The sequence below is a fragment of the Garicola koreensis genome (genome assembly GCF_014195445.1).
Classification (GTDB): Bacteria; Actinomycetota; Actinomycetes; order Actinomycetales; family Micrococcaceae; genus Nesterenkonia; species Nesterenkonia koreensis.
Genome location: NZ_JACIBT010000001.1, coordinates 17,528 through 38,970 on the forward strand (window position 1 = coordinate 17,528; position 21,443 = coordinate 38,970).

The window sequence follows — 21,443 nt, forward strand, 5'->3', positions numbered from 1 at the left end:
CCCACAGTGTCCTGGAAACTGACCGGTCCTCGAATCTGACTGAACGCATAACTGACCAATCCGGATAGGATGATGCACATGGCACCAAAGTTCTCAGAGAAACCCCGCGTACTCATCGTCGGCGGCGGCTACGTCGGCCTCACCCTTGCCCAGCACCTGCAGAAGAAGGTCAAAGACGCAGGCGGCATCGTCACTGTGGTGGACCCCCTGCCCTACATGACATACCAACCGTTCCTCCCGGAGGTTGTGGGCGGCCACATCGAAGCCCGCCACGCGGTGGTTTCCCACCGGCGTCACCTGAAGAACACCGAAATCGTCAACGGCACCGTCACCAGTGTTGACCACGAGTCCAAAACTGCCAAGGTGGGCTTCGAAGACGGTCAGAGTGTGGAGCTTCCCTACCAGGACGTGGTGATCTCCGCCGGTGCCACCACGAAGACCTTCCCCATCGAGGGGCTGGCGGAGAACGGCATCGGCCTGAAGACCGTCGAGGAGGCGCTGAGCCTGCGCAACCACATCCTGGAGCGCCTGGAGGCCGCCTCCACGATGACCGATGAGGCGGCTAAGCGGCGCGCACTGAGCTTCACACTGGTCGGCGGTGGGTTCGCTGGCATTGAGGTCATCGCCGAGATGGAAGACATCATCCGAGCCGCAGTGGACGCGAACCCACGGCTGGCACAGTCTGATGTGCGGATCGTCCTGGTGGAGGCGATGGGCCGGATCATGCCCGAAGTCTCGGAGGACCAGGCCGTCGGTGTGGTGGAGCACCTGCGCGGCCGCGGCATTGAGGTGCTGCTGAACACCTCCCTGAGCTCCGCGGTGGACGGGGAGCTGAAACTGATGTCCATGGAGGACAAATCCGAGGTGGACGCCTTTGCCGCCGACACCCTGGTGTGGACCGCTGGAGTGGCGGCCAACGCGATCGCCCGCGCCTCCAGCTTCCCGGTGGACGAGCGCGGCCGCATCACCGGTGCAGCCACCCTGCAGATCCTCAACGAGGACGGCGACGTTATCGAGGGAGCCTGGTCAGCAGGCGATGTTGCTGCGATTCCCGACCTCACCGGCGCCGGCCCGGGAGGCTTCTGCGTGCCGAATGCTCAGCACGCGGTGCGCCAGGCGAAGCACCTTGCCAAGAATCTGCTCTCCGTGCGCTTCGGCAGCGGTGAGGTCACCGACTACAAGCACGAGTCGATGGGTGCGGTCGCAGGACTGGGACTCTTCCAGGGCGTGGGCAACCCGATGGGCGTGAAGCTCAAGGGCATCGTTGCCTGGGCCGCCCACCGCGGATACCACAGCTACGCGATTCCCAGCCTGGAGCGCAAGGCTCGTGTCATCAGCGGATGGGCCAGCGAACTGGTCTTCGGCCGCGACTTCACACCGCTGCAGAACCTGGAGAACCCCACCAAGGAGTTCTTCGAGGCCGCCGGTGGACACAAGAAGGAAACCGCCGACAACTAGGGTCATCCTGACCCGCAGATGATGAGGGGCCGTGGGTGCACGGTCCCTCATCTGCCCTCATAGTCCAATCGGTAGAGACAGCCGACTTAAAATCGGTCCAGTGTGGGTTCGAGTCCCACTGGGGGCACCAGAGCGTCGTTGTTCACACCAGCGACATTCCCGATTTGATCTGCCCGATTCGGCCTGCCGCCTGGCGGGCGAGGGCGGTGGCCTGTGCCTAGCGATCGCTCTTTGCGGTGGTGAACAGATACCACGCATCCGCGCGGATCGCGTCGGCCATCACCTGCCGATCCTTGGACGTCGTTGTGGCGAGCCCCGATGTACTGAGCGCTGTCGGTGACAGCTCGGTGCCGAGGATCAAGCCGTCTGCGCGTGCACCGGCGATCACCAGGGTGCAAGTGACCGGCGAAGCAAGGATGTTGGCGTCGAGGAAGAGAAGAGGCGACTCACTCACCGAACGGCTCGGCTTCGATATCAGCCGCCGAAGCCTCCGCCACCGGTGCATCAGTTCTCGGCTGTAGCGCTCGTACTCGGCCAGTGGGACGCGATGGTGGGTGCCGACCTTGGTGGCTCTGATGTCACCATCGGCGATCCTGCGCACCACCGGGCAGATTCTCGATGACTTCCCCGAACGTGAAGCCGAAGACATCAAGCAGGCTCTCAGGTTCGCGGCGGCCACGCTGAACGAACGCCAGGTGCCGTTGCTCCCCGCATGAGGCTGTTTCTCCACCACTATCTGCCGACCGCCCTCGCGTGGTCGAACGGGCTGCTTATGGGCGACGCCGTCATCTGTTCGCGACCTTGCGGGGGGGGGGACTCACACTGGGGCCGAGGAGTTTCTGCGTTTCTTGTAGACCTGCCGGCCTAACTGTGTCTCAGAGATCGTTGACGCGAGCGTCGTAGATCGCCCGTGCGATCTCTACCCGGTTGGTGACATAGAGTTTTGTGAACAGGGCACTGATGTGTGTTTTGACGGTCGTGAGGCTGATATACAGTTCCTGCGCGATTTGCTGATTGGTGCGGCCCTTCGCGATAGCGAGGGCCACATCTCGTTCTCGGTTGGTGAGGGTGTCCAGAAGCGTTCGGGCACGATGGACGCTGTCGTCGGGAGCGTCGCGGACAGCCGCGATGAGGCGTGCAGTTGCTGCGGGTGAAAGGGCCGGTTGCCCTTGCATCGTTTGGTGAATCGCGGCGACGATGTCTGCTGGTTCGGTGTCTTTGAGTAGGAATCCGTTGGCTCCGTTCCGAAGCGCAGCGATGACAAGTTCGTCCGTGTCGAACGTGGTTAGCACCAGGACACGGGTGGTGTCGCCTTGTTTGCGAAGTGCCCGAGTGACGGCAATGCCGTCCTTGTTCGGCATACGGATGTCCAGCAGCAGCAGGTCGGGGCGTTCTCGGGAAACTAATGCGAGGGCTTCGTCCCCGTCGGCCGCTTCACCCACGATCGTGATGGAGTCGGAAGCAAGCATCATGCGTAGCCCGGCGCGCACGAGCGCGTCGTCATCGACGATCCCAATGCGTATGTTCACCACCATGGTAGCCACGCTCTCACGACAAATATGCTTTCAGAGGTTCTCTGGTAGTCGATACTTCCCCCTAAAAGGTCGAGGCGTTCGGAAAGTCCGACCAATCCCATACCGCGGTTATTGGTGTGGTACGTTCCTGGAGGGACCTTGTTGCGCACCTCGATGCTCAGCTGGCCAGTAGTGCGCTCGATGCGAATGTGAACGGGAAGACCGGGCGCGTGCTTCCGTGCATTGGTGAGCGCTTCCTGAACAATCCGGTACGCCGCACGTGATAGTGACGGGTCGAGCTCGTCGAGTATCGGCTCCTCGTCTTCAGCGCTGATACCGAAGAATTCTATTTCCGTCGCTGACCCTGAGGCCCTGGCCTCTGCGAGCAGGGCAGGAAGCTGCGCCAGGGTGGGCTGGGGCGCGTTCTGACCCGAGTCGTTGTTGTCGCGCAGGACGCCGAGGATTTGTCGCAGCTCGCGCAGCGCCACCGCGCTGTTGTCTTTGATGACGCTGGCAGCCTGTGCCATCTGCTCGCGAGGCAGGTCGTCGCGATAGGCAAGTGTTCCAGCGTGCATCGAGACAAGGGAGATGCGGTGGGCGAGGATGTCGTGCATCTCGCGGGCGATTCGCAGTCGTTCGGCCTCCCGTGCAGCTTTGACGTGGCGTTCGCGCTCACGTTCGGCATTCACCGCACGCTCGTGCACGAGCCTCAGCGTCTCGATACGAGCTTGGCGGTATCGGCCGAGTGCCACGAGTGCCACGTAGATGAGCACACCGAGCGTCAGAATCACGACCGTCTCGCCAGCCCCGGCGGGAGAGCCCAGCACGGGGAAGACGACGGCAACATTGCCCGCGCCAGAGAGTACCCACATCGCACCGAGGAGTATCACTCCGGTGCGAGTGCCGGTGGTGGCGAACCGGAAGGCCGCCAGGATCGCGGCGCCGCTCGCGAACGCGGACACCGCGAGCGCTAGGGCGGCGAGGATGGCTATCGTCAGCGGTGCCCGTCGCTGGAGCGGGATGAGCGCAACGGCGATCACGCCGACCACGAGGTCGAGCAGCATGAAGGCTCCGGTGCTGCCGACCGTCTCCTCGTCTGCGCCAGCGGGAATCGTCTCGACATGTGCGCCCCAGACTGTGGACCAGATCACAGCACCGGCGAAAGCGACAACCAGATACGGCCAGCCGCGCCGGAGCGTTCTACGCATCGCATGTCTCGCTTCCATCGCTCCAACCATTTCTTCGATTGTATGGACCGTGTCGCGTGGACTGCCACGACCGTTCGGCCGAAGGATGTGGCCAAAAGGATGACCCAAGGCGACGCATCGTCCGATGTGGCCCGCGGTGTGTCCCGGCAAGACTGGGTGCATGATCACGAATGAGAACGCCGCCAAGACGATGGTGCATCGACCTGTGCTGCGCGATGTGTCGTTCACCGTCGGTGATGGCAGCATCACCGGGTTCGTGGGGCCGTACGGCGCGGGCAAGAGGACCACGATGCGGACCGCGCTAAGGTTGGCCCCTCCCGATAGCGGGCGGGTACAGTTCGACGGACACAATTACAGGGACTCGGCCCCCGCTTCGCCAAGTCGGCAGCCTGCCCGACGCGAGGTGGAGTTGGTAAAGGTCCACGGCTTCTTGGTGGCTCCGGACCCTCACGGCATCACGTTGGAACACAGATTGTTCTACTGCCCATTGTTCTGCAGGGATGCCAAAGACACTCAGCGCCGTGGTCCTGAGGATCACGGATTGCGCACAGTCGAACTGGCCGCCACCCGTTGTGGAGAATATATCGCTTCTTCACGCAGGAGAAAGAAGATCACACCATGATCCGCATCGATGACGTCACAAAGAGATACGGAGACAGTACTGTCCTGGACAGAGTCTCCTTCGAGGCGCCCGACGGCGCCATCACAGGTTTCGTCGGTCCTAACGGTGCCGGAAAGACCACCACCCTGCGGATCGCGGCCGGGATGACCCAACCGAGCGAGGGTCAGGTGCAGATCGGAGCGATGACTTTCGCGCAGGCCGAGCGTCCTGCACACCATTTGGGGCTCTTTCTGTCTGCCGAGGGCATCCCGGGGGCCATGACGGCCCGCGGCTTTCTTGAGTACATCTGTGACACCCAGGGATTACGGCGGACGCGCGCACAGCGGCTGCTGCACGAGGTCGGTCTTGCCGAGGTCGCGAATAAGAAGGTCAAATCATTCTCCCTCGGTATGCGCCAGAGGCTGGGCATCGGTGCGGCCACGGTCGGTGAGCCCTCACATCTGATACTCGATGAACCGGCCAACGGGCTGGACCCCGACGGTATCCGTTGGTTCCGCGACTTCGTGCTCTCGGCCGCCCAGGCCGGGGTGTGCGTCATCCTCTCCTCGCACCACATGCGGGAGTTGGGGGCGATAGCTGACCAGGTGGTGATGATCGATTCCGGCCGGATCGCGGCACAGGGGTCCATCGCCGAATTCATTGCTGCGGAGCCGCAGGCTCCGGTCTATGTGGAGACCACTGATGACTCGGCCGCGGAGCGTGCTGTTCAAGACCAAGGGCTGGAAGTCCAGGCGCAGCAGAACGGCATGATGGTAATGGGCTCGTCCCCCGACGGCTTGGCCGCTGTTCTGGTGGGGGCCGGCGTGGGGCTCACCCACCTGACGAGGCAGAGGAGTTCCCTTGAAGACACCTACTTCAGCGTGCTCCAGACCCGGGATACGAGGCACTGATCCGATGACGACCACTACGGAACAGACCACGGAGTGCAGTCAGCAGGCTGTTGCCCAGAGCCTGACCACAGTTTCGCGGGCAGAGATCGCCCGACATCTGCGTCGCGGCGGCATGCGGGGGACCTTACTGGCCGCTTTGGTGATCGGCACTGGGATCGGCGGCCTGATGCTGCTCCTCGACGCCACGTTGGCCGAGAGCATTGGTGGGCACTTCAACGTCCTCGCGGTGGAGCTCGGCGTCGGGGTCAGCGCGTTCATTATTGCGCTGGCCACAGTCTTCACCGTGGGCAGGGACAGCCAGGGCCAGATCAGCCTGGCCCTGGGCCTGGTGCCGCGACGCGGCCGCCTCTACATCGCACGAGCAGTCGGCTATGCCACAGTCGCCGCTGGGACGTCCTCCGCCGTGGCGCTGATCCTCTGCGGACTGAGCCTTCTGACACACGGACCTGGTCCGACGGGTTGGGTCCTGGTGGCGGTGCCTCTGGCCATCATTGGATCGGCACTGTTGGCCACGATCTCCTTCGGGCTGACCACTCTGGTGCGCCGCTCTTCGGCCGGTATTCTACTGTTCATCGGAGTGCTGGTAATTCTTCCGATGGCCTTCCTCGTCGCCGGCATGTACGTCCCTGAGCAATTGCGGCCGGTCGCTGAGGCGCTTGCCATGAATACGCCGATGATCCATGTCCTGGAGGCGCTATCTGCCTCCCATCTGCCCAACCCGGATCAGAGTGGGTGGGCCATCACCCAGGGGATGCTCGGCACTGCGGTATGGGCGCTGGGACTGACGTTGGTCGCCTGGCCCGTATTCAAGAAACACGACGCCTGAATCGTAAGGAAAGGGGGCCGAGGACGCCGAAACAAGATGGCTCATGCCGTGGCCCCTTCCAGCTGTTGTTCGGTGGCGTTTAGCCAGTCGATCTCTGTCCTGGCGTGAGGCATGCCATTGGCCAGCGTGGCCAATCGGATGGGCATGCTCCACCTCGGTGACTATCTCCGGCGCGGCATCGGCAATACTGATCGGTTCCAACGCCCGCAGCTGCTCGCTCACTTCCCGCCGGCGGGCGTCCAGCAGTTTCCGTATCTCATCTATCGGCATTCTGGGTGCGAAGAACAGCCGCGCCAAGAAGTGGTCGCGAGTCGACTGTGTCTGGAGAGGCGATGTATCCCGAACCGCGCACCAGCCCCTCAAGTAGGCGCACCTTCCTCTCGGGTGAAGCCTTCGTTCTCCAGGGTTCTTCGACGTCGGCGGTGCATCTTTTCTGACAGACGTACATTGGTGTCCTGGCAGGCAACGACTACCAAGCACGATGAGTGCGGGCCTTGTAGTGGGACAAGTGGGGTATGCGCGATGACGGTGCTTACTAGCGCACGCCGCGGGCGACCAGGGCCTCCGCGGTCTCCTCAGCGTGCTTCAGCGTCATCACCAGCAGCGCAGTTGTGGTGGAGACCACGGCACCGGGCCCCTGCTTGGCCCCCCGTGCGCGCCTGGCTTCACGAATGTCTCCGTAGAATCCGAACACCGTGGGAATCGCCGTCATCGTCAACGACATGGCCAGTGCCACGCGTTCTGCAGTGAGGCCCAGCCGACCGAACCCCAGCCGCTCCACCGGGCGGAACCCGAGAAGAACCAGCTCCATCACCGCAGTGACCCGGGTGGTGAGTGTGAACAGCCCAGCCAGCATCACCACTGCCAGAATCCGCGCCGAGGTGATGACCGCCTCCGGTGCAGGCACGAAGATCAGCTGCGGCACCGCGATCAGCAGTGCCAGCCATTTCAGCGCCCAGAGTCGACTCAGCAGCGCGGCGGCTCCGCGCCACCTCCGAAAGGCGAGCATGTATCCGCAGAGCACCATCGCCCATGCCCCGGCAGCCACCCACGCAGAGTCGCGCCAGATGCTGACAGCCAGGCCGACCGCCACCAGTGCCACAAGCTTTGCGCCGGCCGGAGCCCGGTGCAGAGCAGAGGTCCCTGGGCTGTAGAGCGGAATCATCGCTGGGCGTCCTACCGCCTACCAGTAAACGCCGCCGGGTAGGCTCGCGCCAGCGAATGCGTGATCCCCACTGTCATGGCTGCCTTGAGCCCATCACCGGGCAGGAAGATCAGATTCACCCCAAGGGCCTGCTGCAGGCTGATGCCCAACTGGTAGGCCATTACAGGAATCCCGCAGGCGTAGATCACGGCTGCCCCGAGGAGTACCCCGACGATGGTGCGCCACCAGCTCAGCGGCCACCGGTGTTGAATGATGAGACCGATCACCAGGGCACCGGGGATGAACCCCAGGGCAAAGCCCGCCGTCGGACCGGCATAGACACCAAGACCACCGGAGCCTTGGGACATCAGCGGCATACCTGCGGCAGTCAGCGCGTTCAGCAGCAGCATGGCGCCGGCACCGCGCCAGGGGCCCAGCACGGCCCCGGTCAGCATGACACCCAGGGTCTGCAGGGTGATCGGCACCGGTCCGACCGGAATGGCCGCCACCTGACCCAGCACCGCCACCAGTGCGGCGAATATCGCCATCTGGGAAATGTTGCGGGCAGCGGAGCCGACTGAGGGTGCTGATCTGCGACGACCGGAGCCGCCCTGCCGCGGCGCGTCGGTCTCCGTTTCGGAGTTGGTCATGGTCTTGATCCTAAGCGAGTCCGGTGCGGTGGTCTGTTGGATGGTTCCTACAAGTGAATCCGGCCGGCTCACCTGAGGGCTCTGAGGCATAAACTCCAACCGTGAGCGGTTAGACTGTACAGAATCGACGGATCCGCCCCAAGAGGACCCTGACAAGGAGAGCTTAACGATAATGGCCACACAGTTCGGCAGATCAAGCAATCCAGTATTCAACTCTGGTGCCATGCCCGACCAGTTCAACGCGGACAAGCGGCGCCGCTTCTACATGAACTCCGACGCCGGGTCAGTGCGCGAAATGCCTCGTCAGGAGCGGACCTACGCCCAGCAGCACGGTGTGCCCGGCAATGAGCAGCTGCAGCAGCAGTACAACATGCCCGGGGCCGCCGGCTCCCAGGGTGTGGCCATGACCTACGACGACGTCATCCGTAAGTCGGTCACCAGCTTCGCCGTGCTGCTGGTCGGCGCCGGGGCCGCCGTCACACTGGCCACACTGATGCCGGGGGCGGCCATGGGTCTGGCGCTGGTGGCGGTGCTCGCCGGGCTGGTGCTCGGCCTCGTCAACGCTTTCCGGCGGGAGCCCAACCCCGGCCTGATCCTGGCCTACTCCGCCACGCAGGGCTTCTTCCTCGGGGCGCTCACCTGGGTCCTGGAGGTCCAATTCCCGGGCGTCGCCGTCCAGGCCGTTACCGCCACGCTGGTCGTGTTCGGCACCGTGCTGGCGCTGTTCAAGTCCGGAAAGGTCCGCGCCACCCCCAAACTCAACAAGATGTTCTTCACCGCGCTGATCGCCTACGCAGTGTTCAGCCTGCTCAACTTGGGCCTGATGATTTTCACCGACATCGGCATGTTCGGCATGCGCGGCGGTTGGCTCGGCGTGGCCATCGGAGCCTTCGCGATCCTGCTGGCCACCTACTCACTGGTGCTGGACTTCACCAACATCCAGGAGGGTGTGGACGCAGGCGTGGAGCAGAAGTACGGCTGGGCGGCGGCCTTCGGTCTGACGGTCTCCCTCGTCTGGCTCTACGTGGAGATCCTGCGGGTTATCGTCATTCTCCGATCACTGGCTGAGTGACAGCACTGGACTGAATCAGAAGAACGGACCCGCCGAACACCTGAGGGTGACGGCGGGTCCGTTCTTTTCTTCAGAACTCCAGCTAATCAATGGCAGGATATAGCCCATGAGCACCGATCAGACACCAGGCAGCGGATCGGCGGACAACTCACCGAACCCCGCTTCTGAGGTCCCGGCGAGCACCGCAGAAGGAGATCTTCCCGAAGCAGCTGCGGGCGCAAGCGTTCCAGTCGCCCCGCACGCCGATGACCCGCGGCCGCCTGAGACCCCAGCCATGGCTGAGGAACAGCGCATCCAGGCGGACATCCCCTGGGGCGTGCGCATCGCGGCAGCCTGGTCGTGGAGGGCCATCATCATCCTGATCGCCATCGGTGTGGCTGTCTGGCTGCTCGGGTTCCTGCTGCTGCTCATCATTCCGCTGATGATCGCCGCTCTGCTCTCCACCCTCCTACGACCGCTGCACAATGGTTTTCTGAAGCTGAAGTTCCCCCGCCTGCTGGCCGCCTTGTCCTCGATCGCGGTGATGCTCACGGCGGTCTTTGGGATCCTCTATCTGGTCGGAAGCGAGCTGATCCAGGGCTTTGCTCAGATGGCGGACCAGGTCATGTCTGGCATCTTTGGACTCATTGATTGGGCCGACCAGACAGCTCAGCAGCTTGGATTCGACATTTCCGCCGACCAGTTCAACCAAGCACTGGAGGAGCTGGTCGGTTGGGTCCAGCAGAATCAGGACACCATCATGTCCTCGGCGGTGGGCTTCAGCTCAGCCGCGACCAATGTCAGCGTCGGCACGGTGCTGATGCTGTTCACCCTGATCTTCTTCCTCTCCGATGGGCGCCGAATCTGGGAGTTCGTGCTGGTCTTCGCTCCGTCGAAGCACCGCCCGGCGATCCACGGGGCCGGCCGACGCGGGTGGACAGCAGTGGGCACCTATATGCGGGTCCAGGTGTTCGTCGCTTTCGTCGATTCTGTGGGCATCGGGCTGGGAGCTTGGTTGCTTGATGTCCCGCTTGTGCTGCCCATTGCTGTGCTGGTGTTCTTCGGAGGGTTCATTCCCATCGTCGGCGCCTTCGTGACCGGCGCGATCGCGGTTCTGCTGGCCTGGGTCGCTCACGATTTCGTCACGGCTCTTCTGATGCTTGGTGTGGTGCTGCTGGTTCAGCAGCTGGAATCAAACGTTCTGCAGCCGATCGTGATGGGCAAGGCCATTAAGCTCCATCCGCTGGCAGTGATCTTGGCCATCACCGCCGGCAGCACGCTGATGGGTATCGCCGGTGCGCTGTTCGCAGTGCCGGTCCTGGCATTCATCATCCGCGCCACCAAGTACCTCACCGAGGAGGAATGGCGCGCAGACCGCACAGCTCTGCAGATGGAGCGAGAGCTGCAGGAGGAGAGGCTGAAACGCGCGGCCCGCAGAGAGCAGCACGAAGCCGAGGAACAAGCTAACCTGGCCACACTGAAAGAACGAATCTTCGACACCATCCCGGGACTGGACCCGAGGAGATCGCCGTTTGCGCGTCGGGCGCAGGATCCCGCTGAGGGCGGTTCTGCTGAAGACCCGAAGACCCCGGAGGCCGAAGCTGCTGTGCCCGCGCCCAAGCCGGCAGCCGATGCAGATCACCACGATGAGAAGAGGGAACGCTGAGCATGACCGCAGCCACCGCTGATGAACACCCCGAGATCCCAGGCCGTGGGCTCAGCGTTCAGCTTCAGGACATTCGTGCGGCCCAGGAGCTGCTGAACGACGTCATCGTCCACACCCCGATGGAGCACTCCCGGGCACTGGGGCGCATGCTGGATGCCACCGTGCACCTGAAAGCAGAGAACCTGCAGCGGGCCGGATCGTTCAAGGTCCGCGGAGCCTATGTTCGCATGGCACGGCTCAGCGACGATGAGCGGGCACACGGTGTGGTCGCCGCCTCGGCCGGCAACCACGCTCAGGGTGTGGCCCTGGCGGCCAAGAAGCTGGGCATCAGAGCCAAAATCTTCATGCCCCGCGGGGTCGCACTGCCGAAGCTGGCGGCCACGCGCGACCACGGGGCTGAAGTCATGCTGCACGGCTCCAATGTGGATGAGGCCCTGGCGGAGGCTCAACGGTGCTCCGAGGAGACCGGTGCAGTGTTCATCCACCCCTTCAACAACACCGATGTGGTCGCCGGCCAGGGGACCATCGGCCTGGAGATCCTAGACCAGCAGCCTGAGGTGGACACCGTGGTCATGGGCATCGGCGGGGGAGGGCTGCTGGCCGGCGCAGCAGTGGCGCTGAAGCAGGAGGCCGCACGCCGCGGACGCAGAATCACCCTCATCGGTGTGCAGGCGGAGAACGCCGCAGCCTACCCGCCGTCGCTGGCCGCTGATGCTCTGGTGCCGCTGCAGGGGGTACGCACCATCGCCGACGGAATCGCTGTGGGCCGCCCCGGTGAGATCCCCTTCGAGATCATCAAAGAGCTGGTTGACGAAGTCGTCACGGTCAGCGAAGACGCGATCGCCAAGGCGCTGATCTTTCTGATGGAACGCTCCAAGATGGTCGTCGAGCCGGCCGGAGCGGTCGGAGTCGCCGCCCTGATGGAGGACAAGCTCGCCGAGCTCAACGTCTCCACCAAGAACGTCGTCGCGGTGCTCTCCGGCGGTAACATCGACCCGATGCTGATGCTGCGAGTCATCCAGCACGGCCTCTCCGCGGCCGATCGGTTCCTCACCTTCAAAATCATGCTCAAGGACCGACCCGGCGAACTGGCGCAGATCTCTAAGATCATCGCCGACAGCGACGCCAACGTGATCGGCGTCGACCACTCCCGCATCGGCGGAGAGCTGTCCATGGGGGACGTGTCGATCGTGATCAACTTGGAGACCAAGGGCCAGGAGCATTCCTCCCTGGTGCTCAACGCACTGCGGGCCGAGGGCTACGAACCTCTGGTGCGGAACTGATCGAACCCGGACGCGCCTGTCAGCCGGTGTAGGGCTCGGCGTCGACGATCTCCACGGTGATATCGCTGCCGTTGGGCGCCTGGTAGGTCACCTTGTCGCCGGCCTTGGCGCCGCTGATCGCCTCACCCATGGGTGAGGAGTCGGAGTAGACCGACAGGTCGGTGTCTCCGGCGATCTCGCGGTTGCCGAAGATGAACTCCATCTCGCGTCCGGCGACCTTGGCCTTGACCCGCATACCGGGTCGCACCGTGCCGTCGCCCTGTGGGGCCTCGCCGACGGAGGCGTTCTCCAGCAGCCGGGAGAGGTAGGTGATCCGAGCCTCGGCCTTGCCCTGCTCCTCCTTGGCGGCGTGGTAGCCGCCGTTCTCCTTCAGATCCCCTTCATCGCGGGCGGCGGCGATGCTGTCGATGATCGCCTGGCGGCCGGGGCCCTTCAGGTGCTGCAGCTCCGCAGAGAGGCGATCGTAGGCTTCCTGGCTCAGCCACTCGGTGTTCGCGTCGAGTTCTGGGGTGTTGGCTGACACGATGATCGTCTCCTTCGAGGTCTTGAGGTCGCACGGCGTCAAAGATGCCGACCTAAACAGAGACCCCGCCGGGACAGTCCCTGGCGGGGTTTGTTGCGTGTTTGAACATGTTAGTCCGAGCCGTGCCCGAATCTCAAAGATTCCGGAGGTTTATGCCCACTGTGAACAGGCCGCCGGCCGGGTGAGGTCGCAGCGCCGCAGCTGGATCAGTGTGCTTGGGGTGCGCCCTCAGTCCAGCAGCCAGCACGATTCCACAATACCGGTGACCCCGAGGTGCTCGGTGCGCAGGTCGCTGCGGAAGTACTGGCTGCGCTCATCAGCTGTTGTTCCTTCGTGCGGGCCGATCGTCACAATCCGAGAACCGACGACGGCGTAGGAATCGTCGAGAACGTGAAGCATGCACTGAGCAGTGGCGTCGAAATCCTTGGTGACTTCATACTCCACGGAGGCACGGGTATCGGATTCGATGGTGTAGCCGACGTCCTCATAGTCCAGCGTCTCTGATGTGAGATTCACCGTGAACCACGCGACGACGGCCACGGCAGCCGCTAGGGCTGCGATGATTGCCCACTTCTGGGCAGTTCGGGACGGTTTCCGACGTGCCGGACCATAGCGATCGGCAAGTGCGGAATCAGACTCAGTGGGACCGATTGGTTCAGAGACGGGCATCAGAGACTAGTCTATGTGGTTATGGCCAAAGAGACGTTTCCCGGCACTGTTCCCGCTGCCGACCCACGAGCAGCCAAAGCTGCTGATGAGCTGCAGAGCAGAGCGCCGCAGGCGCCGCAGAAGCTGCCGGACTCCACTGGACTGCGGCTGCTGGCAGTCCACGCACACCCCGACGACGAAGCCTCAAAGGGTGCGGCGATGATGGCTGCCTACGCCGACGCCGGCGCCGAGATCATGGTCGCCACCGCAACCGGGGGCGAACGCGGAGACCTGCTCAACCCCGCCGCAGACACCGCCCAATGTCACCGCGACATGACCGGGCTGCGCCGCACCGAGATGAAGAACGCGGCTGAAACCCTGGGAGTCAGCCACGCCTGGCTGGGCTTCGTCGACTCCGGCCTGCCGCAGGGAGATCCCATGCCGCCGCTGCCGTTCGGCAGCTTCGGCACCCTGGAGCTGGAACAGGCCGCCGCACCGCTGGTACGACTCATCCGGGCCTTCAAACCCCATGTCGTCACCGGCTATGACGAGTCCGGAGGCTATCCGCACCCGGATCACATCATGAGTCACCGCATCACCGTCGAGGCCTACCACGCAGCTGGAGATCCGCAGAAGTACCCCGAGTGCGGGCAGCCGTGGGCGCCGCAGAAGCTCTACTACGACCGAGCGTTCAACCCCGGCAGGCTGCGGGCGCTCCACGAGGCGCTGGTGGAAGCTGGCATCGAATCCCCCTATGAGGAGCGTCTGCTGCGCTTCGAACAGGGCGACCGGCCGGACTGGCTGACCACCCACGAGGTCACCACAAAGGTCCCGGTGGGCGACTTCTTCGAAAAGCGCGACGCCGCACTGCGCGCCCACCGCACCCAAGTGGACCCGGAGGGCTTCTTCTTCGCCACTCCCAACGACTTTCTGCGCGAGGTATGGCCCTACGACGACTACGTGCTGGTGGACTCGGCGGTGCACACCGAGCTTCCCGAGGACGACCTCTTCGCAGGGCTGCGCGACTGAACGGTCCCGCTTCTGCACCGGAGGCAATCGGCGGTAGACTGAGCCTGTGACTTCTTCGTTTGCGGCTATACTCCCCGCCCTGACCAATTGGTGGCCCGGCGGCGGTGGGGGAGGAGAGACCCCGGATCTGCGACCCGGGCTGGAGGAATCTGATATCACGCCCGGGATTCTGGGCTTTCTCTTCACCGCGCTCATGGTGGGACTGGCGATTCTGGTGGTCCGCGACATGGCCAAGCGCATGCGCCGGATGAAGTACCACAATCAGATGGATGCGGAGGCCTCCGGCGAAGAGGCTGAGTTCCCCGGCGAGATCGTTCCGGCCGGTATTTCCGAGTCCCAGCAGCACGCTCGCACCGCCGCCGCCGAGGCCCGCTTCGGCCCCGGCGCCGCCTCGCAGACTTCCGATGAGGACGATCACGCAGACCCGGAGAAGCCCCGCTCCTGAGCTTGGCGCGAAGACGCCCTGCGGCACCGGCCGGTAGCGTGGACGCCATGGCCAACCGTCTCAGCTCTGCGAAGCCCTCGGCAGCAGCGCCAGCTTCCTCACCTGCCAGTGATCTGATCGGTCCCCAAGCGCCCCTCGGTTGCCTCAGCGTTGGCCGAGCTGGATTAGGCCAGCAGGGCAAACATGATGGCGATGTAGTGACAGATGAAGCCCGCCAGTGTGCATGCGTGGAAGAGCTCGTGGAAGCCGAACCACTGCAGGGAGATGTTCGGCCGCTTCATCGCGTAGAACACCGCGCCGGTGATGTAGGCGGCCCCGCCCACACACAGCAGCACCGCGGCCGGAATGCTGGCGGCAAAGAAGTCGCCCATGAACACCACCGCCGCCAGGCCCAGCACAATGTAGAAGATCGTGTACAGCCACCTCGGCGCGTCAGTCCAGAGCAGCCGGAAGGCGACACCGCCGATGGCGCCGAACCAGACGCTGGTCAGCAGAATCACGTCTCTGGGTTCCGGCAGCAGCGCCAAGGTCACCGGAGTGTAGGTCCCGGCAATGATCAGCAGAATATTGGTGTGGTCCAGGCGTTTGAGCACCCGAGCCGTCCGCGGTGACCACGTTCCCAGGTGATAGGTCGCTGACACCGCAAACAGCAGCAGCCCGGTGATCGCATAGATCGCCGAGGCGACCGTGAGCGCGGTGCCAGGCGCCAGGACGACGACGACGATGCCGGCCGCCAGGGCCAGCGGAACCATTCCGGCGTGCAGCCAGCCGCGCATCCGCGGTTTGAGCGTCACGTCGGTGTCAAAGAGCCGGTTCGGCGCGGCCGTGCCGCCGGTGGGCTGCTCACTGCCTGCCCGAGCATGCTCTGTGGGGTCCCCTGCGGGGTCGACGTCAGCATGGACCATGCTCCCAGTATAGTGACGCTCCGGTAACACTGTTCCGGCTCCTCACCAGGGTGCTCCGGGTCCTCACCAGGGAGCCGCGTCACATACAGTGGAATTCCACGATCAGTTGGGCCGCCCGGCAGAGAGGAGCGCAATGGCGCTGAAGGTTCCAGGCCTCAGCACGCTGGCCTATCGGCTCTATGAGCGGCAGCTGCAGCGTGATCTGCGCCATGACCGCATGCCCGCCCACATCGGGGTGGTGGTCGACGGCAACCGGCGCTGGGCCAAGCTCGCCGACTCCTCTACCGCTGACGGACACCTGGCCGGGGCGGATAAGATCGTGGAGTTCATCGGCTGGTGCGCAGAGCTCGGGGTGCCCACAGTGACGCTCTATATGCTCTCCACCGACAACATGAACCGCTCGGCCGAAGAGCTGGAGCAGCTGATGGAGATCATCGCCGACACCCTCGACCGGCTGGCCGAGTCGCGGCCCAACGGTGGCGCGGTGCGGGTCCATCCCGTGGGCCAGCCGGAGCTGCTTCCGCAGGCGCTGGCTTCGCGGCTGCGCGCACTGACCACCGACGACGACGCCGCTGACGACGCCGCTGCCCAGGAACCTGCTGCCGAATCGTCGTCCGGGGTGGTCTCCACGGCCACCGGGTCGCTGCGCCGGATCGCCGGAAAGGTCGGCAGGACCCAGGAAGCACCAGCGATCCACGTCAACGTCGCCGTCGGCTACGGCGGGCGCCAGGAGATCGTCGACGCGGTCAAGGCGCTGCTGCGCGAGGCTGAGGAGCGCGGAGCCACGTTGGACGAGGTCGCCGAGGAGCTGACCCCAGGCTCGATCTCATCCTGGTTGTACACCCGCGGGCAGCCCGACCCGGACCTGATCATCCGCACCTCCGGTGAGCAGCGGCTCTCCGGGTTCCTCATGTGGCAGTCGGTCTACTCCGAGTTCTACTTCTGCGAAGCACTCTGGCCCGACTTCCGCCGGGTGGACTTCATCCGCGCTCTGCGCGACTACGGGCAGCGCCAGCGCCGCTACGGTTCCTGATTCAGCAGCTGTTCATCAGACCGACATCTTCCGTTGAGCGTTTCTGCCGGGAAACGACGCCTGCATTGCCTAGATTGGGAGTGTCAGAACACTGACCGGAAGGCCCAACGTCTATGCCCAGTGGCAGCAGGGGCCGGTACGGTCCCTGGCCGCCACCCTGGCCGCGGGCCGACCGACCACCATCCGCGTATCGATGTGAGGACTGGCTGAGTCCAGCCGCGGTCCCCGGTCTGGAGAAACTGTGGCTTCTTTGAACACTACCCACACCGTCACTGAGGAACTCGACTCCGAGGTCGCCTCCGCAGTGGCCCAGAAGTCCTATGTGCTGGACACCTCGGTGCTGCTCTCCGACCCGAAGGCCGCGCTGCGCTTCGCTGAGCATGAGGTCATCATCCCGATCGTGGTGATCTCCGAGCTGGAGAACAAGCGCCACGACTCCGAGCTGGGCTACTACGCGCGCTCGGCATTGCGGCTGCTGGACGAGTTCCGGCTCAGCTACGGTTCGCTGAACCAACAGATCCCGCTCAACGATGCCGGCGGGCACCTGCTGGTGGAGCTCAACCACATCGACGAGGGCGTGCTTCCGGCGGGCTTCCGCCACGGAGACAACGACTCGCGCATTCTGGCGGTCGCCAAGAGCTTCGCCGATGAGGGGCGCGACGTCACCGTGGTCTCCAAGGACCTGCCCATGCGGGTGAAGGCCTCGGCCATGGGGCTGACCGCCGATGAGTACCGCAACGAATGGGTCACCGACTCCGGGTGGACCGGTCTGGCCCAGATCAGCGCCACCGAAGACCAGATCTCCGAGCTGTACGAGGGCGAACGCGTCGACGTCGATGCGGCCGAGGACCTGCCCACCAACACCGGACTGGTCATCTCCTCCGGGCACGGCTCGGCCTTGGGCCGGGTCAAGATCGATGCCGCCTCGCAGAAGTACGTGCAGGTGGTGCGCGGGGACCGGGGCGTCTTCGGACTCCACGGCCGCTCGGCCGAGCAGCGTCTGGCCATCGACATGCTGCTGGACCGCGAGGTCGGCATCGTCTCCATGGGCGGCCGGGCCGGCACCGGCAAATCGGCGCTGGCACTGTGCGCCGGCCTGGAAGCGGTGCTGGAGCGCCGTGAGCACAAGAAGATCATCGTCTTCAGGCCGCTCTACGCCGTCGGTGGCCAGGAGCTGGGGTACCTGCCCGGCAGTGAGGCCGAAAAAATGAACCCGTGGGGCCAGGCCGTCTTCGACACCCTGGGTGCGGTGGTCAGCGAGAACGTGCTGGAGGAGGTGGTGGCCCGCGGTCTGCTGGAGGTGCTGCCGCTGACCCATATCCGCGGACGCAGCCTTCACGATGCCTGGGTGATCGTCGATGAGGCTCAGTCCCTGGAGAAGAACGTGCTGCTCACCGTGATGTCGAGGATGGGACAGAACTCCAAGATCGTGCTCACCCACGACGTCGCCCAGCGGGACAACCTGCGGGTGGGACGCCACGACGGCGTCGGAGCGGTGGTCGAGATCCTGAAGGACAACCCGCTCTTCGGCCACATCACCCTGACCCGGTCCGAGCGCAGCCGGATCGCCGCGCTGGTCACTGAGCTGCTCGAGGAGGGCTAGTGCTCGATCTGCGGCGTGCCGCTGCGTTGGGCCCTGGCCTCCCGGGTGAGGAAGAAGGCGACGGCGACCCCGGCGACCCCGCCGGCGAGGTGGCCTGACCAGGAGACTCCCGGGGTGACCGGGAGCATGCCCACCAGCATGGAGATGCCGTAGGCGAAGGCGACGAAGATCGCGAACAGGATGGGCAGCACTCGCCGGGCAAGAATTCCGAAGGTGATGATGAACGCTGCGAACCCGTAGATGACTGCGGAGGCGCCCACATGATTGACCACGCAGCTGCTGCCTTCCGGGGCATGGCAGATCCACGGGGTGCCGATCAGCCAGAGAATCGCTCCGGAGAGCAGCCAGAGCATCACCATGACCTGGGTGAACCGCCTGGTCAGCATGGAGGTCATTCCGCCCAGCACCAACCAGGACACCGTGTTGCCGATAAGATGGCCGAAGCCGCCGTGCAGCAGGGGCATAAAGATGATCCCCACGAGCCCGGAGAGGCTGCGCGCCTCCAGCGCCAGAGTCCGGTTGAACCAGTTGCCCACAGCAAAGGAAATCAGGAACAGCACCCACATGGCTGCCAGCGGCAGCAGCACAGGAATGAACCTGCGCTTCACCCCGGCAACCATGTCCTGGCCGATGGATCCCAGAGAGTCTCCAGATTCGCTCATGCCTCCCATGCTACGGAAGCCCAGAGGCCGATGGGCCCTGAGCCCACCCTGAATCACCCCTGATCCGTCGTCATACTGGTGCACCGCCACCGCCAGTCCATAGGATGGGGGTTATGACTGAGCAGACATCAGGTGAGACCGACTACCGTATCGAGCACGACACCATGGGCGAGGTGAAGGTGCCGGCCCGCGCACTCTACCGCGCCCAGACGCAGCGGGCAGTGGAGAACTTCCCGATCTCCGGGCGCACTCTGGAACGAACCCACATTCAGGCCCTTGCACAGGTGAAGAAGGCCGCTGCCCAAGCCAACGCCGAATTGGGCGTGCTGGAGGCCGACCTGGCTGAGGCGATCGTCGTCGCCGCCGGGCAGGTGGAGTCCGGGGACCTGGACGAGCATTTCCCCATCGACGTGTTCCAGACCGGCTCCGGCACCTCCTCAAACATGAACACCAACGAGGTGCTGGCCACCTTGGCCAACACCTGGCTGCAGGAGAAGGGCCTGGACGCCGAAGTCCACCCCAACGACCACGTCAACGCCTCCCAGTCCTCCAACGACGTGTTCCCGACCTCGGTGCACGTGGCCGCGACCAACGCGCTGGTCAACGACCTCAAACCGGCCCTGGCTCACCTGGCCTCCGCCCTGGAGGAGAAGTCCGGAGAATTCGCAGATGTTGTGAAGGCCGGACGCACCCACCTGATGGATGCCACACCGGTGACCCTGGGGCAGGAGTTCTCCGGCTACGCCGCCCAGGTCCGCTACGGGATCGAACGCGTCGACTCTTCCCTGCCGCGGGTCGCTGAGGTTCCGCTGGGCGGCACAGCAGTGGGCACCGGCATCAACACGCCGCTGGGCTTCGCAGAGAAGGCCATTGCCCATTTGGCGGCGGACACCGGCCTGCCGCTGACGGAGGCCCGCGACCACTTTGAGGCCCAGGCCAACCGCGACGGCCTGGTGGAGGCCTCCGGGCAGCTGCGCAATATCGCCTACTCACTGATGAAGATCAACAACGACCTGCGGTGGATGGGCTCCGGGCCCAACACCGGCCTGGGCGAGATCAACATCCCCGACCTGCAGCCCGGATCCTCCATCATGCCGGGCAAGGTCAACCCGGTGATCTGCGAGTCGGCCATCCAGGTCTGCGCCCAAGTGATCGGCAACGACACCACGGTGGCACTGTCCTCCACCAACGGCGCCTTCGAGCTCAACGTCGGGATCCCGGTGATGGCACAGAACCTGCTGGAGTCAGTACGGCTGCTGAGCAACACCAGCCGGGTGATGGCAGACAAAATGATCAAGGGCCTGAGCGCCAACGTCGAACGCAGCGCCTTCCTCGCCGGCGCCTCACCATCGGTGGTGACCCCGCTGAACAAATACATCGGCTACGAGGCCGCCGCAGAGATCGCCAAACATGCGGTGAAGAACAAAGTCACAGTCCGTGACGCGGTCATCGAGCTGGGCTACCTGGAGCGCGGCGAGCTCACCGAGGAGCAGCTCGACTCCGGTCTGGACGTGATGTCGATGACCCACCCCAACCCCACGGTGTAAAACCTGCACAGTGTAGATCCCGCACCGCCGTCCCGGGTGGCCTCAGGTCACCCGGCAGTCGAGCGCGGCGCGCGCCATGGCATGAAGCGTCGGCGCGATGTCAGCGACCTCCGGTGAGGCGGGCGACTGCTGTGGGGAGCGCTTCATCGAGCGCACAGTGGAGTTGATCAGTCCAAAGACCCCGTGCACCCGGGTGCGCAGCTCCACGGGGCTGATCGTGGGGTGGATTTCACCGATGGCCGTACGCCAAATCTCGATGTACTCACGCTGCAGGCGCCGAACATCTCGACGGTCTGCCTCAAGCAGCTGCGGCATCTCCTGCTCCTGCACGCGGATGACCTCTGGGCTGGCCAGGGCGAATGCCGTATGGAAACCGATGAGACTCTCGATCCGGTCGTTGAGCTGCGGGTGCTCGGCCTGAATCCGGCGACCGCCCTCCAGAAGGGTGGCGCTGACTCCCAGCAGCAGTTTGCCCAGCAGGTCCTGCTTTCCTCTGAAGTGCCGGTAGATCGCCTGCCCGGAGACGCCGACTTCACGACCAATGTCATCCAGGGTCACCGCGGCAAAGCCACGGGTGCCGAAAAGCAGGCCGGCAGTCTCCACAAGATCCCGGTACCGCTGCTCCTTCTCCGCCTGACGCCGCGTCTTGGGTTTGGACCCGGCATGTTCATCTCTCACGCTGGACAAATGTGATCACCACCACTATCTTAGTTTCAGTTAGTCGATATTAACTCAA

The 21,443-nt window shown here is 64.3% G+C and carries 22 protein-coding genes, 1 tRNA gene and 1 pseudogene; 13 read left to right on the forward strand and 11 right to left on the reverse strand.

Annotation, left to right across the window (positions count from 1 at the left end):
• The first annotated feature begins 72 nt into the window (after positions 1-72).
• Both FHX47_RS00100 and FHX47_RS00105 read left to right on the forward strand, forming a co-directional pair.
• The gene (locus FHX47_RS00100) at positions 73-1,458 is read left to right on the forward strand and encodes an NAD(P)/FAD-dependent oxidoreductase (RefSeq protein WP_183356882.1); all 1,386 of its coding nucleotides are present in this window, start codon (positions 73-75) and stop codon (positions 1,456-1,458) included.
• A gap of 53 nt (positions 1,459-1,511) precedes the next feature.
• Positions 1,512-1,588: transfer RNA gene (locus tag FHX47_RS00105), tRNA-Leu, on the forward strand.
• Between the two features lie 87 nt (positions 1,589-1,675).
• Here FHX47_RS00105 and FHX47_RS00110 read toward each other — a convergent pair.
• The 3 genes from FHX47_RS00110 to FHX47_RS00120 all read right to left on the reverse strand — a co-directional run bounded on the left by FHX47_RS00110 (position 1,676) and on the right by FHX47_RS00120 (position 4,210).
• Complete coding sequence (locus FHX47_RS00110) at positions 1,676-2,059, reverse strand: hypothetical protein (protein ID WP_183356883.1); 384 nt, start codon at positions 2,057-2,059, stop codon at positions 1,676-1,678.
• Between the two features lie 274 nt (positions 2,060-2,333).
• Complete coding sequence (locus tag FHX47_RS00115) at positions 2,334-2,993, reverse strand: response regulator (RefSeq protein WP_183356884.1); 660 nt, start codon at positions 2,991-2,993, stop codon at positions 2,334-2,336.
• The gene (locus tag FHX47_RS00120) at positions 2,984-4,210 is read right to left on the reverse strand and encodes a sensor histidine kinase (protein ID WP_183356885.1); all 1,227 of its coding nucleotides are present in this window, start codon (positions 4,208-4,210) and stop codon (positions 2,984-2,986) included. Before FHX47_RS00120 ends, FHX47_RS00115 begins: the two co-directional genes overlap by 10 nt.
• A 130-nt stretch (positions 4,211-4,340) precedes the next feature.
• Between FHX47_RS00120 and FHX47_RS00125 the strand changes: the two genes are divergently transcribed.
• The 3 genes from FHX47_RS00125 to FHX47_RS10705 are packed head-to-tail and all read left to right on the forward strand — an operon-like array spanning position 4,341 to position 6,518.
• Positions 4,341-4,802 (forward strand): ATP-binding cassette domain-containing protein, encoded by a 462-nt coding sequence (locus FHX47_RS00125; RefSeq protein WP_183356886.1) that lies wholly within the window; start codon positions 4,341-4,343, stop codon positions 4,800-4,802.
• Positions 4,799-5,692, forward strand: coding sequence for an ABC transporter ATP-binding protein (locus FHX47_RS00130; protein ID WP_183356887.1), 894 nt, complete (start codon positions 4,799-4,801; stop codon positions 5,690-5,692). The genes FHX47_RS00125 and FHX47_RS00130 overlap by 4 nt, the downstream gene beginning before the upstream one ends.
• Before the next feature lie 4 nt (positions 5,693-5,696).
• Positions 5,697-6,518 carry a hypothetical protein gene (locus tag FHX47_RS10705; RefSeq protein ID WP_246327876.1) on the forward strand — a complete coding sequence of 274 codons (822 nt, stop codon included), beginning with the start codon at positions 5,697-5,699 and terminating at the stop codon, positions 6,516-6,518.
• Positions 6,519-6,707: 189 nt separating this feature from the next.
• On the opposite strand, the pseudogene FHX47_RS11085 reads toward FHX47_RS10705, so the two are convergent.
• The 3 genes and pseudogenes from FHX47_RS11085 to FHX47_RS00145 all read right to left on the reverse strand — a co-directional run.
• Positions 6,708-6,998 (reverse strand): annotated as a pseudogene (locus tag FHX47_RS11085) (virulence activator alpha C-terminal domain-containing protein); the annotation flags it as partial.
• Between the two features lie 55 nt (positions 6,999-7,053).
• Positions 7,054-7,683 (reverse strand): energy-coupling factor transporter transmembrane component T family protein, encoded by a 630-nt coding sequence (locus tag FHX47_RS00140; RefSeq protein WP_183356889.1) that lies wholly within the window; start codon positions 7,681-7,683, stop codon positions 7,054-7,056.
• Between the two features lie 11 nt (positions 7,684-7,694).
• Positions 7,695-8,312 (reverse strand): biotin transporter BioY, encoded by a 618-nt coding sequence (locus FHX47_RS00145; protein ID WP_183356890.1) that lies wholly within the window; start codon positions 8,310-8,312, stop codon positions 7,695-7,697.
• Positions 8,313-8,535: 223 nt separating this feature from the next.
• On the opposite strand from FHX47_RS00145, the gene FHX47_RS00150 reads away from it, so the two are divergent.
• From FHX47_RS00150 to ilvA, 3 genes are all read left to right on the forward strand, one after another.
• Positions 8,536-9,384 carry a Bax inhibitor-1/YccA family protein gene (locus FHX47_RS00150; RefSeq protein ID WP_246327877.1) on the forward strand — a complete coding sequence of 283 codons (849 nt, stop codon included), beginning with the start codon at positions 8,536-8,538 and terminating at the stop codon, positions 9,382-9,384.
• 106 nt (positions 9,385-9,490) lie between these two features.
• Entirely contained in the window at positions 9,491-11,029 is a 1,539-nt protein-coding gene (locus tag FHX47_RS00155; protein ID WP_246327878.1) for an AI-2E family transporter, read from the forward strand.
• A 2-nt stretch (positions 11,030-11,031) separates the two neighbouring features.
• Positions 11,032-12,312 carry a threonine ammonia-lyase gene (gene ilvA, locus FHX47_RS00160; RefSeq protein ID WP_183356892.1) on the forward strand — a complete coding sequence of 427 codons (1,281 nt, stop codon included), beginning with the start codon at positions 11,032-11,034 and terminating at the stop codon, positions 12,310-12,312.
• A 19-nt stretch (positions 12,313-12,331) separates the two neighbouring features.
• On the opposite strand, the gene greA is transcribed toward ilvA, so the two are convergent.
• Positions 12,332-12,835, reverse strand: coding sequence for a transcription elongation factor GreA (gene greA / locus FHX47_RS00165; RefSeq protein WP_183357782.1), 504 nt, complete (start codon positions 12,833-12,835; stop codon positions 12,332-12,334).
• A gap of 228 nt (positions 12,836-13,063) precedes the next feature.
• Complete coding sequence (locus FHX47_RS00170; RefSeq protein WP_183356893.1) at positions 13,064-13,504, reverse strand: DUF4307 domain-containing protein; 441 nt, start codon at positions 13,502-13,504, stop codon at positions 13,064-13,066.
• Between the two features lie 21 nt (positions 13,505-13,525).
• On the opposite strand from FHX47_RS00170, the gene mca reads away from it, so the two are divergent.
• Positions 13,526-14,512 carry a mycothiol conjugate amidase Mca gene (gene mca / locus FHX47_RS00175; RefSeq protein ID WP_183356894.1) on the forward strand — a complete coding sequence of 329 codons (987 nt, stop codon included), beginning with the start codon at positions 13,526-13,528 and terminating at the stop codon, positions 14,510-14,512.
• Between the two features lie 46 nt (positions 14,513-14,558).
• Positions 14,559-14,957, forward strand: a complete 399-nt coding sequence (locus FHX47_RS00180; RefSeq protein WP_183356895.1) for a hypothetical protein — start codon at positions 14,559-14,561, stop codon at positions 14,955-14,957.
• 164 nt (positions 14,958-15,121) lie between these two features.
• Here FHX47_RS00180 and trhA read toward each other — a convergent pair whose 3' ends face one another.
• A complete protein-coding gene (gene trhA, locus FHX47_RS00185; RefSeq protein ID WP_246327920.1) occupies positions 15,122-15,733 on the reverse strand; it encodes a PAQR family membrane homeostasis protein TrhA in 612 nt (203 codons plus the stop codon).
• A gap of 262 nt (positions 15,734-15,995) precedes the next feature.
• Here trhA and uppS point away from each other — a divergent pair, with 262 nt between their 5' ends.
• Positions 15,996-16,895 (forward strand): polyprenyl diphosphate synthase, encoded by a 900-nt coding sequence (gene uppS / locus FHX47_RS00190; protein ID WP_183356897.1) that lies wholly within the window; start codon positions 15,996-15,998, stop codon positions 16,893-16,895.
• Between the two features lie 304 nt (positions 16,896-17,199).
• Positions 17,200-18,498, forward strand: a complete 1,299-nt coding sequence (gene phoH2, locus FHX47_RS00195; protein WP_343064308.1) for an RNA 5'-3' helicase PhoH2 — start codon at positions 17,200-17,202, stop codon at positions 18,496-18,498.
• Here phoH2 and FHX47_RS00200 read toward each other — a convergent pair.
• The gene (locus FHX47_RS00200) at positions 18,495-19,160 is read right to left on the reverse strand and encodes a rhomboid family intramembrane serine protease (RefSeq protein WP_183356898.1); all 666 of its coding nucleotides are present in this window, start codon (positions 19,158-19,160) and stop codon (positions 18,495-18,497) included. The two genes, phoH2 and FHX47_RS00200, sit on opposite strands and share 4 nt — an antisense overlap.
• Positions 19,161-19,273: 113 nt before the next feature.
• On the opposite strand from FHX47_RS00200, the gene FHX47_RS00205 reads away from it, so the two are divergent.
• Positions 19,274-20,707: a class II fumarate hydratase gene (locus tag FHX47_RS00205; RefSeq protein ID WP_183356899.1), complete on the forward strand. Its 1,434-nt coding sequence runs from the start codon at positions 19,274-19,276 to the stop codon at positions 20,705-20,707.
• 42 nt (positions 20,708-20,749) lie between these two features.
• Here FHX47_RS00205 and FHX47_RS00210 read toward each other — a convergent pair whose 3' ends face one another.
• Positions 20,750-21,385, reverse strand: coding sequence for a TetR family transcriptional regulator (locus FHX47_RS00210; RefSeq protein WP_183356900.1), 636 nt, complete (start codon positions 21,383-21,385; stop codon positions 20,750-20,752).
• Positions 21,386-21,443: the final 58 nt, after the last annotated feature.